We start from the raw sequence: 13,269 nt of genomic DNA, 5'->3' as shown, positions 1-13,269 counted from the left end.
CTCAGGTGTGTGCAGGTCGGACCAGGCCCGTCCGGTAGGCAAGTACGACAAGAGCGACCCGGTCACGCAACCCTGTCTTGGCCAGGATCCGGCCGACGTGGGTCTTCACGGTCGCCTCGCTGACGAAGAACTTCGCCGCGATCTCGGAGTTGCTCAGACCGTTGGCGATCTCCAGCATCACCTCACGCTCCCGTTCGGTCAGCCCGGCGAGCACCGGCGACTCGCCCTCGACCGGGTCGGGCACCTCGTCGACGAACCGTTCGATGAGCCGCTTGGTCGTGCTCGGCGCGATCACCGAATCACCGGCGTGCACCGTGCGGATCGACTCCAGCAGCCGGTCCGGCGGGGTGTCCTTCAACAGGAAGCCTGCGGCGCCGGCGCGCAACGCGGCGAACGCGTGTTCGTCGAGATCGAAGGTGGTGAGCACGATCACTCGCGGCTTCTCCGGCGACCGATCGGTGATGATCTTGGTCGCGGCAACACCGTCGAGTTTCGGCATCCGGACGTCCATGATCACCACATCGGCCTCGATCGAGGTCAGCTGCTCGACCGCTTCGGCACCGTTGCCGGCCTGCCCGACGATCTCCATGTCGGGTTGCGATCCGATCACCATCGCGAAACCGGCGCGCACCAGCTCTTGATCATCAACCAGATAGATCCTGATCGTCACGTCGTCCTCCGTCCCCCTCGTTAGTATGCGGCAACCAGGCGTGCACCAGGAAGCCTTCGCCGGTCGGCTCGGCGGTCAGTCGCCCCCTGACGGCCGCCACCCTCTCCTGCATCCCGTGCAGGCCGTGACCGGGCTCGGGCCCGGTCTGCAGCCTCTTGCTGCGTGGCGCCAGGTCGTTGATCACCCGGAGATCGACACCATCGCTCCGGCGATCCAGCTCGATCGTGACGTGGTCGCCGCCGTGTTTGCGCGCGTTGGTCAAGGATTCCTGCACCAGCCTATAGACCGTCAGTCCGATCATCTGTGGAAGCGGCTGTTCGATCCCGGTCTGACGCAGGGTGATCCGCAAACCGGTCCGTCCCGCCTCGTCGATCAACCGGGGCAGGTCGGCGAGCCCGGGCTGTGGGGTCGCCGGCTGGTCACCGGAGCCGTCGTCGGTCCGCAGCAGGCCGAGCAGCCCGCGCATCTGGGTCAGGGAGTCACGTCCGGTCCCGGAGATCCTTTCCAGGGCGGCTTTCGCCTCAGCCGGGTCCTGGTCGATCACGTACGCGCCGCCGTCGGCCTGGGCGATCATCACCGACAGCGCGTGGGCGATCACGTCGTGCATCTCGCGGGCGATCCTGGCCCGTTCCGCCGACGCCGCCAGCTTGGCCTGTTGTTCACGTTCCCGTTCCAGTTGCGCGGCCCGGTCGACCAGCGCGTCACGCAGCAGCCGGGAGGACCGCAAGCCCTCACCCGACGCCCAGGCGATGAACGCCAGGATCGTCATTCCGGCCGTTGTCGAGACCCGAGTGAAGACCCCCGGGTCGTGGACCAGGTGCTCGTCGATGAAGTTCCACCAGTCGTTGAGCGCGCCGGACAGCGTCGGTATGGCGATCAGCGCTGCGGCGACCAGCCCGGTCCGACGATTGGTGTAACCGACCACCGAGTAGAGCGCGAAGAGCAGCCCGGCGTCGTGCATCCCGATCGGCCTCAACCACCAGGACTGCGCCGTCGCGAAGACCAGGATCATCACGAAGGAGGTACGCGGGAGCCGGCGTCGGATCATCAGTGGCAGGGTCACCAGGCCGACGAAAACGCCGTCGATGAGTTGGGCCTGGGGCATGAAGAGCGGCAGGAAGGCCGATCCGCAGGCGAAGAACAGGGCGGCGACGACGCAGTCGAAGATGAGGCTGCTGGTGGGCATGTGGCGGCCGACCCCGGTGCCCTCGTTGGCCCAGAGCAGCGTCCGCCACCGGCCACCCTGCCTCATCGGCCCGGAGTTGCCCTGGTCCGAAGCAATCCTGGCGGGTCTACCGACATCCGCAACCACGCGCGCCATCATCCCACCTCCCGGCCCCAGTCGCCGCCCGAGTTGCGGCATCGGACCGGAGGTCGCCGAATGGGGGCCGGGTGTCAGTCGGCCAGGTCAGGGAACCAGAGCTTGATCTCGCGGGCCGCGGACTCCGGCGAGTCCGAACCGTGCACCAGGTTCTCCCGGTTGGACAACGAGTAGTCGCCGCGGATCGTGCCGGGAGCGGCCTTCCGCCCGTCAGTAGCCCCGTTGAGGGCACGGACCACCTCGATGGCCTGGTCACCCTCGACGATCATCGCGACGGACGGACCGCTGGTCACGAAGTCGCGGAGCGGCGGGTAGAAGTCCTTGTCGACGTGTTCGGCGTAGTGCTGATCGGCGAGCTCGCCGTCGACCTGCCGCAACTGGAGTGCAACGATCCTCAGGCCCTTCGCCTCGAACCGGGAGATGACGGCTCCGAGCAGCCCACGGCGTACGGCGTCGGGCTTCAGCAGGACGAAGGATCGCTGGGTGGCACCGGATGCACTCATGGCAGTGACCTTATTACGCCGCGCCGTGGCGAAAGTAATTGATCAACCAAGGTCAGGCGTTCACGCTAATCTCACCTGGATGTTGCCATCCGCATGATCAGTGACGCCACAGTGCGAGGGCCTCGGTCAGCGACGACCCGGCCGTCCGGATCAGCGGCGTGGTCAACGTCCAAAGGGCCGACGCGGTGCGTCCGCCGACATAGTCGTTCGTTGTTTCTTTCCCCACTTGGAGGCAAGCATGGACCGCCGAAGGTTCATCGGATTCGGAGCCGCAGCAGCCGGCGCAGCAGCCCTCTCCGCGTGTCAGGGCAACGGTCCGGGAGCGGCCACCGGCAACCAGGGCGGCGGCACCGAGGGCGGCGGCGCAAACACGCTCGTCGTCTACTGCGGCGCCGACACCAACATCCAGGACCTGTGGACCAAAACGCTGATTCCCGGGTTCAAGAAGGCCACCGGCATCGGCGTCAAGTTCCAGTTCGATCTGCACGGGCAGAACTCCGATCAGGTGCTCAACCGGATCGCCGCCGCAACACAGCAGAAGAAGGACCCCGGCATCGACTTCGTCGAGTCGATGGGACAGCAGGCCGGCGCCGCCAACCTGTTGGGCGACCCGACAGGCAAGGTCGCCAATCTCTCCGAGATCCCCTCCGACGTGCTGGACACGGTGTCGAAGAACGCGATCCCGTATCGCGGCTCCTCAGTGCTGCTGGCCTACCTGCCGTCGAAGGTGCCCGATCCGCCGAAGTCGCTGGACGACCTGCTGGCCTGGATCAAGGCCCACCCCGGACAGTTCGCGTACAACTCGCCCGACACCGGCGGCGCCGGCGACTCCTTCGTCCAGACGGTGCTGACCAAGTACCTCTCGCCCGACACACTGAAGAAGATGCAGACCGGCTATCACAAGGATCTGGAAGGCCAGTGGGACAAGGGCTTCCAGACCCTGGCCGGGCTCAACAAGTCGATGTATCAGAAGGGCGTCTATCCCAACGGCAACAACGGCACCCTTGAGTTGTTGCTGCAGAAGCAGATCTCGATGTGCCCGGCGTGGTCCGACCAGTTCATCAGCGGACGCGAGTCCGGTGTCGTCCCCGAAGAGGCGAAGGCGTTGCAGATCACCGACCCCAGCTTCACGGGCGGCGCGACCCAATGCGGTGTGCTGTCGGCCTCGAAGAAGCAGGACCTCGGATTCAAGCTGGCCAACTGGCTGCTGGACCCCGAACAGCAGGCCGCCATCGCAACAGCGATCGCAGGCTTCCCGGCCATCCCGATGGCGAAGCTGCCGTCCAAGGTCCAATCGGAGTTCGCCGACGCCGACCCGGGCAACCTGCGGCCGGGTTTCAACTCCGACATGGATTCGGACATGAAGAGCCTCTGGCAGCAGAAGGTTCCCGGACACTGATGTCCGACACCAGTACCCGGATCGAATCGCCGACCGGAACGCCCACCGGATCCACAACGGGTCCCCGGGTCGGATCACGGGCCGCATCGCGGATCGATTCCCGGTCCGAGTCGCGCCGGCGGATCGGCGGGCTGCTGATGGCCAGCCCGCCGATCATCGTCGTCGCCGTCTTCGTCGGTTTCCCGATCCTGGTGGCCATGGCCTACAGCTTCGGCCACATCGGCGGGCTGAACCGGACCATCGCGACCATCGCCCGCGGCCAGCACACGGTTGGTTCCTGGCACAGCCTGACGTTCGGCGCCTATCGCGACGTCTTCACCGACGAACGGTTCCGTCACGACCTCGGCGTGACAGTGATCGTCACCCTGGTCTCCACCCTCGCGGTGACCGTACTGGCCTGGGTGATCGCCATCTATCTCCGCACGACACCGGAGGGCGCCCGCTTCCGGTCCGGGGTCGCGAAGTTGATCTCCGGGCTGGCCGTTGTACCGATGTTCATTCCGGTGGTGATCGCGTCGTGGGCGATGCTCACCTTCTATGCCGCCGACGGTTTCGTCCGGTCGTTCTGTGCCGAGTTGGGATTCCAGGGTCCGACCTGGGGCTACACGATGGTCTGCGTCGGTATCGGCCTGGTCTGGACTCATCTGCCGTTCGCCACGCTGATGATCGCCTCGGGAGTGCAGAGCGTTCCGGACTCGTTGATCGAGGCGGCCCGGGACTCCGGTGCCGGGTTGCTGACCATCGTTCGTACGGTGATCGCGCCGTTGACCCTGGTGCCGACCGTCATCGCCCTGACGTTCACGGCCATCGGCACCCTGGGCGCCTTCACGGTCCCCCTACTTCACCGGGCCGAACGCGCCGAGCATGCTCGGTGTGGACATGGTGTCCTACTTCCGCTCCTTCAACCGGCCACAACAGTCGGTTGTGATGGCGGTCGTCGTGTTCGCGGTCGCCGCCGTCTTCGGGGCCTTCTACGTGTGGGCGAACTTCCGCTCCGCCAAGGATTCGGGGAGGGTCTGATGCAGCGATCCACGGGCGGGTTGGTTGCCGGCGTGGCCCGTCAGGTGCTGATGGTGATCTTCATCGTCGCCCTGCTGACCTTCATCGTCGGCCCCCTGGTGTGGCTGGCGATCAGGGCCTTCGCGACGAGCTGGACCTATCCGAAACTGCTCCCGGACGGTTGGACGCTGCAGTGGTTCGGGAAGGTGCTCGACGATCCCCAACTGTTCTCCTCGATCCGGCTCAGCATCGCCTTCGCGATCACCACCTTGATCGTGTCCAGTGTGATCTGTCTGCCCGCCGCGTACGCCTTCTCACGGTTCGAGTTCCCCGGCCGGCGGGTCTTCCTGATCGGGTTGTTCGCTACCAACGCCTTCCCCAAGACCGGCCTGTACGTCGCTCTGGCGGCGCTGTTCTACGCGTTCAACCTGATGAGCACGTTCGGCGGCGTCGTCCTGGTCCATCTGCTCGGCACGATCGTGTTCATGACGTGGATCCCGGCCGCGGCGTTCGCGTCGGTGCCCAGGAGTCTGGAGGAGGCGGCCCGCGATGCAGGCGCCGGACGGTTCCGGGTGTTCTTCTCCATCACCCTTCCGATGGCGCTGCCCGGCATCCTGGTTGCGTTGATCATGAGCTTCCTGGCGTCCTTCGACGAGGCGCAGGGCACGTATCTGGTCGGAGCACCGACCTTCTACACCATGCCGACCGAGATGTATTCCCTGGTGCTCAACTATCCGCGGCAGGTGGCGGCTGTGTTCTCGATCCTGTTGTCGATACCGTCGGTTGTGTTGTTGATGTTGGTCCGCAAGCACGTGATGGGCGGACAGTTGGCAGAAGGGTTCCAGATCCGGTGAATGACAACGAGCAGCCGTCCGGCCTGACGCTGACCGGCGTCGGCAAGATCCTCGGCGGCCGGACGATCGTCGACGACCTCGATCTTTGGGTCGGCAAGGGCGAGTTGGTCTGCCTGTTGGGTCCGTCGGGATGTGGCAAGACGACAACGCTGCGGATGATCGCGGGTTTCCTGACGCCGGATGTCGGAACGATCACCATCGACGGCGCCGACGTCACCGGCGTTCCGCCGGAGAAGCGGCCCACCGCAATGGTCTTTCAGAACTACGCACTGTGGCCGCACATGACGGTCTTCGAGAACGTCGCCTATCCGTTGAAGTTGCGCCGCACGCCGAGGAACGAGATCACCGCACGGGTGCACGAGATGCTCGAACTGGTCAATCTGATGCACCACGAGAAGAGCAGACCAGCCCGGATCTCCGGCGGCGAGCAGCAGCGCGTCGCGCTCGCCCGGGCTCTGGTGCAGCGGCCGGCGGTGCTGCTGCTGGACGAACCGCTGTCCAACCTGGACGCCAAACTGCGGGTGCGGGTCCGCGAGGACATCCGAGAGATCCAGCAGCGGCTCGGTATCACCACAGTGATTGTCACCCACGACCAGGACGAGGCATTGAGCATCTCCGACCGGGTCGCGGTGATGAACGCCGGCCGCATCGAGCAGTACTCGACGCCGACCGTGCTCTACCGATCTCCGGCCACCCGGTTCGTCGGTGGCTTCGTCGGGGCGATGAACACCATCCGGGCCGAGTTGCGGACCGGGGCCGACGGACCGGTCGCCGTTGTCGGAGGAGCCGGGCTGCCGATCGAGTCGGCCTCGGCGACAACCTCCGGTTCGGGAATTCTCGGCGTGCGCCCGGAGAACGTGCTGCTCGGCGCCAAGTCCGACGGCGCCGGCGCAACGATCGTCAGGGCCATCCCCCGCGGTCATTTCACCGAGGTCGTCGTGCAGCTCATCGCCGACACCGAGGAGCCGGTCGAACTGCGCTCCTACATCGACGACCGGTCACCGGTCGCGGCGCTCGGCGCAGGCGATCAGGTCGGCGTGCGGCTGCACAGCGTGCTGCCCTATGACGAGAACGGCGTTCTCAGATGACGCGGCCACCGATGAGTCGCCTGGTCCGGGGCGACGGCTTCCACGCGATCGCGCACCGCGGAGATCCCATCGCCCATTGGGAGAACACACTGCCCGGCATCGTCTCGGCGCTGTCCGCCGGAGCCGACCTGGTCGAGATCGACATCAAGACCACCGCGGACGGTGAGGTCGTACTGCTGCACGACGACACGTTGCAGCGGCTGTGGGGTGATCCGCGGATGATCATGGATGTGCCCAGCGACGATCTTGCCCGGATCGGCGACGCGGAGCATCGGATCCCACTGCTCGCCACGGTGCTGGACCTGATCGGCCAGTCGAGCGCCGCCCTGCTGATCGACATGGATCACCGGCAATGGGCGGCGCCGGGCCTGGCGGTCGTCGCCGAAGCGGTGCGCACCTCCCGGATCCGGGCCGACCAGATCTGCTGGTGCGGGCGCCCGGACTCGCTGGCGATCATCCGCGAGGCCGATCCTGACGCCAGGATCTTCTTCAGCTGGGACGAATCCAACGGTGACGGCAGGCTGCCGGCCGAATCGCTGATCAGTGATCTGTCCCCCGAGGTGTTCAACCCGCACTGGCCGATGATCAACGATGCCACGATCGACTGGGCCACGGCGCTCGGGCTGTCGGTCAGTTGTTGGACGGTGGACGATCCGAAGCTGATGGAGGACCTGCTGGACCGCGAACTGGACGCGATGATCACCAACCGAATCGGGCTGTTGCAGGAGTTGCGCCGTGATCAGTGATGCCGACCTCGACCTGTGCGTCGGGGTGGCCCGCCGGGCCGCCGATCGAGCGATCTCGATCACCCGCGACCTGCCGCTGGGCGAGATCAGAACCAAGAAGCACGACGCCGATGTGGTGACGGCCGTCGACACCGCGGTCGAGCGGGCGGTCCGCGACTTGATCGCAGCCGAACTGCCCGATCACGTCGTGGTCGGCGAGGAGTACGGCGGCACGGCCGGAACCGGTCCGACCTGGTACTGCGACCCGGTCGACGGGACCACCAACCTGACCGCCGGGCTGCCCTGGACCTCGTTCTCACTGGCAATGGCGATCGGCCGTACGCCGCTGGTCGGGGTGGTCGCCGATCCGTGGCGCGGTGAGGTCTGGGTAGCAGCCGCCGGACGCGGCGTGACGATCGACGGCCGGAAGCCGGCGACGTCGGGGCCGGCGTCGTTGGCCGGCGGTGTGGTCGGGACCGAGTGGGCCAGCTACCGACCGTGGCCGGGGATGGACGTGCTCCTTGCCTCGTTGGCCGCGCGGCACTGCACGACCCGGGTGATGGGTTCCTCGACGCTCACCCTGGCCCAGGTCGCCGTCGGTCGGACGGTGGGCGCCGTGATCGGTGAGTTCCATCCCGAAGATCATCTTGCGGCGGCGCTGCTGTGCCAGGAGGCCGGCATGGTCGTTCGTGATCAGAGCGGCAGGACAACGGCCTTCCCGGAGCGCGGCGGCATCATGGCGGCCCGACCCGAGGTGGGCGAGGAGCTCTTCGGATTGTGGCAGGCAGCGATCGGGCGATGACCGTGGGTTGCCTTGCTGCGCTGCTGACCTGTCCTGATCACCGCGGACCGTTCAGCGGTTGTCGACAACCGACCCGGTGGAGTTGTCGATCTTCTTGCCCAGCACGAAGGCGAACACGTAGACGCCGGTGAAGATCACCCCGACGACGAACATCACCCCGCTGATCAGGCCGAGCGCCAACCCGGCAAGCTGGGCCAACCAGCCGAGCGGATAGCCCAGCGGCGTACGGAACATGCCGCCGGCGACCAGACAGAGCAGGGCTGTCCCACCGGCGGTCGCCAGTGCCAGACCGGTGGGGACACCTGCCAGTTTGATCAGGACCGGAATGGCCAGGCCGAGAGCGATCAGCTGCAGGAAGAGCGTGATCATCATCGCCCGCCCCATCGGGTTGCCGGGCTTGAGCCTCACCGATGATCACCCGTCGGCCGGTCGTCGTCCCCGTCGTCCGGCAACGGTCCGTACGCACCCTCGTCCTGCACCTCGGTGGCGAAGTCCTCGCCGTCGGAGTCCTCGGCGTCGTCACCGAACTCGTCGCCGAGCTGATCAGCACCGAACTGGTCAGCACCGTATTCCGGGCCGTAGGTGTAGTCCTTGTCCTCCTGCGGATCGGCCGCATCCTCGACCAGCGGCGTACCGGACGCGTCGAGGACGCCCTCACCGGTGACGGCCGCCGCCCCGGGTCGGCCGGTCGGCCGGTTGCCGACCAACAGCGTCCGCGCCTCACCCACGGCCACCACCGAACCGGTGATCAACACACCCGGCGCGGTGGCGCCCTCGACCTCTGCCAGCGCGATCGCGGTCTCGATCGCGTCGTCCATCCGCGGCTCGACCTGCACCCGGTCCGCGCCGAAGATACCGGCTGCCAGTTCGCCGAGATCGGCCGCCGACATGCCGCGGTCGGTGGAGGCAACCTGGGTGGCCACCACGGTGGTCAGCGTGTCGGCGTACTCCCGGAGCAGGCCCTCGGCGTCCTTGTCCCGCATGATCGCGACCACGCCCACCAATGGTGTGAAGTCGAAGGACTCCGCGATCGCCGCCGCAGTTGCGCGAGCGCCGTGCGGGTTGTGTGCCGCGTCCAGCACGATCGGTGGTGATCGGCGGACGACTTCCAGGCGGCCCGGCACCTCGACTGCGGCGAAGCCTTCCCGTACCACGTCGGGTTCGATCCCGTTCAACCCGGTGAACGCCTCCGCGGCAGCCAGGGCGATCGCCGCGTTCTGTGCCTGGTGGGCGCCGTAGGCGGGCAGGAAGATCTCGTCGATCGGGCCCTGCGCGGAGTCCAACCGCAACTGCTGCCCGCCGACTCCCATCACCCGGTCGAGTACGCCGAACTCGATGCCCTCACGCTGGACCGTTGCGCCGACCTCAGCGGCCCGTTCCAGCAGGATCTTCGCGGCTTCCGGCTGCTGCCCGGCCAGCACAGCGGTGGCTCCGGGCTTGATGATGCCCGCCTTCTCGGTGGCGATCCTCTCCACGGTGCTGCCGAGCAGGTGGGTGTGATCAAGATCGATCGGTGTGACGACGGCGACCCTGCCATCGGCGACATTGGTGGCGTCCCAGGTGCCACCCAGGCCGACCTCGACGATCGCGACATCCACCGGAGCGTCCGCGAATGCCGCGTACGCCATGCCGGTGATCACCTCGAAGAACGTCATCTCGACCCCGTCGAGTCGTTGCTGGTCGACGATCCGTACGTACGGTTCGATCTCGGTCCACAACTGGTCGAACCGCTCGTGACTGACCGGCTCGCCGTCGATCCGGATCCGCTCGGTGACGTCCATCAGGTGCGGGCTGGTGAACCGCCCGGTGCGCAGACCGACCGAACGCAGCAGCGCGTCGATCATGGCGGCCGTACTGCCCTTGCCGTTCGTGCCGGTCAGATGGATCACCGGGTAGGCCCGTTGCGGGTCACCGAGCAGGTCGGTCAGCGCGGCGATCCGGGACAGACTCGGCGCCACCCGGTGTTCCGGCCAGCGGGCCTGGAGCGAGGCGGTGATTTGAGCGTGCCGGCCAGCGGCGGAGGTGGATTCAGACATCGCAGGCCGAGTCTACGGCGCCGCCCCGGTTGCCGGCCCCCGGCGGGCTCCCCCGTCCCAGGTCCTTCCCGCACCAGCTGCTGCACGCCGCACCCTGTACACACGGTGCGGCATGCAGCAGGCGGTGCGGCAAGAATGGGGGCGCCGGCCGCACCGCGTGGCCCGGGCCCTGGTCCGGGGTCACTATCGATGTGCGGACGGCTGGGTCGCCTCCGTAGGATTCCTCCTATGACGACTCTTGATTCCGGCCCACGTACCGACGCTCCGACCTCCGGCGCGCCGAACGTACCGGACCGCCCTGCGCTGGAGGGGCTGGAGTCGAAGTGGATGGAGATCTGGCAGCAACAGGGCACGTACGCCTTCCAGCGACCAGCGGGCGATCCTGAACTGCGCCGCGAGCAGGTCTTCAGCATCGACACCCCGCCGCCGACGGTCTCCGGATCGCTGCACGTCGGGCACGTGTTCTCCTACACCCACACCGACCTGATCGCCCGCTACCAGCGGATGCGCGGCAAGCACGTCTTCTATCCGATCGGCTGGGACGACAACGGCCTGCCGACCGAGCGGCGGGTGCAGAACTTCTACGGGGTGTGGTGTGATCCGAGCATCCCCTACGAGGAGAACTTCACCCCGCCGGAGAAACCGGACCCGAAGCGGCAGGTGCCGATCAGCCGGCGCAACTTCATCGATCTCTGCCACCAGTTGACCGCTGTCGACGAGAAGGTCTTCGAGGACCTGTGGCGACGGGTCGGGCTGAGCGTCGACTGGTCAACGCTGTACGCGACGATCTCCGACGAGGCGATCACCATCGCCCAGCGGGCCTTCTTGCGCAACGTCGAGCGCGGCGAGGCCTACCTCGCCGAGGCACCGACCTCGTGGGATGTCACCTTCCAGACCGCGGTGGCCCAGGCCGAGATCGAGGCGCGCGACTATCCGGGCGCCTATCACAAGGTGCAGTTCCACCCGACCGACGGTTCGGCGCCGGTGATCATCGAGACCACCCGCCCGGAGCTGATCGCAGCCTGCGTGTCGCTGATCGCCCACCCGGACGACGAGCGCTACCGGCACCTGGTCGGCAGCACCGTGACCAGCCCGGTGTTCGGTGTCGAGCTGCCCGTCAAGTCCCACCCGGCCGCCGAACCCGACAAGGGCTCCGGTCTGGTGATGTGCTGCACCTTCGGCGACCTGACCGACGTCACCTGGTGGCGCGAACTGCAGCTGCCGGCCCGGGTGATCATCGGCCGTGACGGCCGGATCGTCCGCGACCGCCCGGAGTGGATCTCCCAGGGTGAGGCGGCGCAGGCGTACGAGCAGCTGGCCGGCAAGACCACCTTCAGTGCCCGCGAGGCGATGGTCACCCTGCTGCGGGAGGCCGGTGACCTGATCGGCGATCCGACGCCCACCCAGCGGAAGGCCAACTTCTACGAGAAGGGCGACAAGCCGCTGGAGATCGTCTCCACCCGGCAGTGGTACCTCCGCAACGGCGGCCGGGATGCCGACCTGAAGCAGACGTTCCTGCAGCGCGGCGAGGAGCTCGCCTGGGTGCCGGAGCACATGAAGTACCGCTACGACAACTGGGTCAACGGACTCAACGGCGACTGGCTGATCTCCCGGCAGCGCTACTTCGGCGTGCCGTTCCCGGTGTGGTATCCGCTGGACGAGAACGGCGAGCCGGACCACTCCCGCCCGATCATGCCCGACGAGGAGTGCCTGCCGACCGATCCCAGCTCCGATCTGCCGCCCGGCTACACCGAGGCGCAGCGCGGAGCGCCCGGGGGCTTCATCGCCGATCCGGATGTGATGGACACCTGGGCGATCTCGTCGTTGTCCCCGCAGCTGGTCTGCGGCTGGGAACGGGATCCGGAGCTGTTCCAGCTCACCTTCCCGATGGACCTCAACACCCAGGCACACGACATCATCCGGACCTGGCTGTACGACCGGGTGATCCGCGCCCATTACGAGAACGGCTCACTGCCCTGGAAGCGTTCCATGATCAGCGGCTTCGTGATGGATCCGGACCGCAAGAAGATGAGCAAGTCCAAGGGCAACGTCGTCGTGCCGACCGACGTTCTCGAGCGGTACGGCTCGGACGCGGTCCGCTGGCGTGCCGCCAAGGCGCGGCCGGGTCTGGACTCGCCGTTCGACGAGCGCGAGATGAAGGTCGGCCGGCGTCTGGCGCTGAAGGTGTTGAACGCGTCGAAGTTCGTGCTGTCCTACGGAATCCCCGAGCCCGGCACCGCGATCACCGAGCCGGTTGATCAGGCACTGATGTCGGCGCTGCAGCTGGTGATCGGCCAGGCGACGGAAGCGTTCGAGGCCTACGACTACACCGGTGCGCTGGAGATCACCGAGCGGTTCTTCTGGCAGTTCTGCGACGACTATCTCGAGCTGGTCAAGGAGCGCGCCTACGGTGCGGTCGGTGACGACGGCGCCCGGTCGGCCCATGCCGCGCTGGCGACCACCCTGGACGCTGTGCTGCGGATGCTGGCACCGTTCCTGCCCTTCGCCACCGAGGAGGTCTGGTCCTGGTGGAAGGACGGTTCGATCCACACCGCGACCTGGCCGACCCCCGACGAGATCCCCAACGCCGAGGGCCGTGGTGACGCCCTGGTGCTGGAGGCGGTCGCCGAAGCCCTGATCGCGATCCGCGGCGCGAAGTCCAGCGCCAAGGTGTCGATGAAGACCGAGGTCAACCGGATCGAGTTCGCCGGCAAGGGTGAGATCCTGGAGCGGTTGCGGCAGGTCGAGGCCGATCTTCGGGCGGTCGGCCGGATCACCGGCGAGGTGTTGTGGGCCGAATCCGACACCGACCTCGACGTCGCCGTCGAACTGGCGCCCCAGGCCTGATCACGACCTGCGGCGACGATCAGCG

The 13,269-nt window shown here is 67.1% G+C and carries 11 protein-coding genes; 6 read left to right on the top strand and 5 right to left on the bottom strand.

All coding sequences use genetic code 11. The annotated features are described in order from the left end of the window. Window position 1: 1 nt before the first annotated feature. The 3 genes from GJV80_RS01185 to ndk all read right to left on the bottom strand — a co-directional run bounded on the left by GJV80_RS01185 (window position 2) and on the right by ndk (window position 2,494). Window positions 2-670, bottom strand: coding sequence for a response regulator transcription factor (locus tag GJV80_RS01185; protein ID WP_154686359.1), 669 nt, complete (start codon window positions 668-670; stop codon window positions 2-4). Next, the gene (locus tag GJV80_RS01180) at window positions 645-1,991 is read right to left on the bottom strand and encodes a sensor histidine kinase (protein ID WP_195909103.1); all 1,347 of its coding nucleotides are present in this window, start codon (window positions 1,989-1,991) and stop codon (window positions 645-647) included. The genes GJV80_RS01185 and GJV80_RS01180 overlap by 26 nt, the downstream gene beginning before the upstream one ends. A gap of 74 nt (window positions 1,992-2,065) precedes the next feature. Next, window positions 2,066-2,494 (bottom strand): nucleoside-diphosphate kinase, encoded by a 429-nt coding sequence (gene ndk / locus GJV80_RS01175; protein WP_154686357.1) that lies wholly within the window; start codon window positions 2,492-2,494, stop codon window positions 2,066-2,068. Window positions 2,495-2,732: 238 nt separating this feature from the next. Here ndk and GJV80_RS01170 point away from each other — a divergent pair, with 238 nt between their 5' ends. From GJV80_RS01170 to GJV80_RS01145, 5 genes are read left to right on the top strand one after another with little or no spacing between them, the layout of a single operon-like run. After that, on the top strand, window positions 2,733-3,893 hold the full coding sequence (locus tag GJV80_RS01170; RefSeq protein WP_154686356.1) for an extracellular solute-binding protein: 1,161 nt from the start codon (window positions 2,733-2,735) through the stop codon (window positions 3,891-3,893). Beyond that, window positions 3,893-5,746 (top strand): ABC transporter permease subunit, encoded by a 1,854-nt coding sequence (locus GJV80_RS23460; RefSeq protein ID WP_230207999.1) that lies wholly within the window; start codon window positions 3,893-3,895, stop codon window positions 5,744-5,746. The genes GJV80_RS01170 and GJV80_RS23460 overlap by 1 nt, the downstream gene beginning before the upstream one ends. Next, window positions 5,743-6,834 carry an ABC transporter ATP-binding protein gene (locus GJV80_RS01155; protein WP_154686354.1) on the top strand — a complete coding sequence of 364 codons (1,092 nt, stop codon included), beginning with the start codon at window positions 5,743-5,745 and terminating at the stop codon, window positions 6,832-6,834. The genes GJV80_RS23460 and GJV80_RS01155 overlap by 4 nt, the downstream gene beginning before the upstream one ends. 11 nt (window positions 6,835-6,845) lie before the next feature. Further along, entirely contained in the window at window positions 6,846-7,580 is a 735-nt protein-coding gene (locus tag GJV80_RS01150; protein WP_195909102.1) for a glycerophosphodiester phosphodiesterase, read from the top strand. Then, on the top strand, window positions 7,570-8,361 hold the full coding sequence (locus GJV80_RS01145; protein ID WP_154686352.1) for an inositol monophosphatase: 792 nt from the start codon (window positions 7,570-7,572) through the stop codon (window positions 8,359-8,361). The genes GJV80_RS01150 and GJV80_RS01145 overlap by 11 nt, the downstream gene beginning before the upstream one ends. A gap of 51 nt (window positions 8,362-8,412) precedes the next feature. Here the strand turns inward: GJV80_RS01145 and GJV80_RS01140 are convergent, their stop codons facing one another. Both GJV80_RS01140 and GJV80_RS01135 read right to left on the bottom strand, forming a co-directional pair. After that, complete coding sequence (locus tag GJV80_RS01140) at window positions 8,413-8,769, bottom strand: DUF4233 domain-containing protein (protein ID WP_154686351.1); 357 nt, start codon at window positions 8,767-8,769, stop codon at window positions 8,413-8,415. Continuing rightward, complete coding sequence (locus GJV80_RS01135; protein ID WP_154686350.1) at window positions 8,766-10,397, bottom strand: folylpolyglutamate synthase/dihydrofolate synthase family protein; 1,632 nt, start codon at window positions 10,395-10,397, stop codon at window positions 8,766-8,768. The genes GJV80_RS01140 and GJV80_RS01135 overlap by 4 nt, the downstream gene beginning before the upstream one ends. A 228-nt stretch (window positions 10,398-10,625) precedes the next feature. Between GJV80_RS01135 and valS the strand changes: the two genes are divergently transcribed. Next, the gene (valS, locus tag GJV80_RS01130; RefSeq protein WP_154686349.1) at window positions 10,626-13,244 is read left to right on the top strand and encodes a valine--tRNA ligase; all 2,619 of its coding nucleotides are present in this window, start codon (window positions 10,626-10,628) and stop codon (window positions 13,242-13,244) included. Window positions 13,245-13,269 lie beyond the last annotated feature (25 nt).

The sequence above is a fragment of the Microlunatus sp. Gsoil 973 genome, assembly GCF_009707365.1.
Classification (GTDB): Bacteria; Actinomycetota; Actinomycetes; order Propionibacteriales; family Propionibacteriaceae; genus Microlunatus.
Note: the sequence above shows the minus strand (reverse complement) of the source record. Positions and strands in the feature narration are given on the sequence as shown.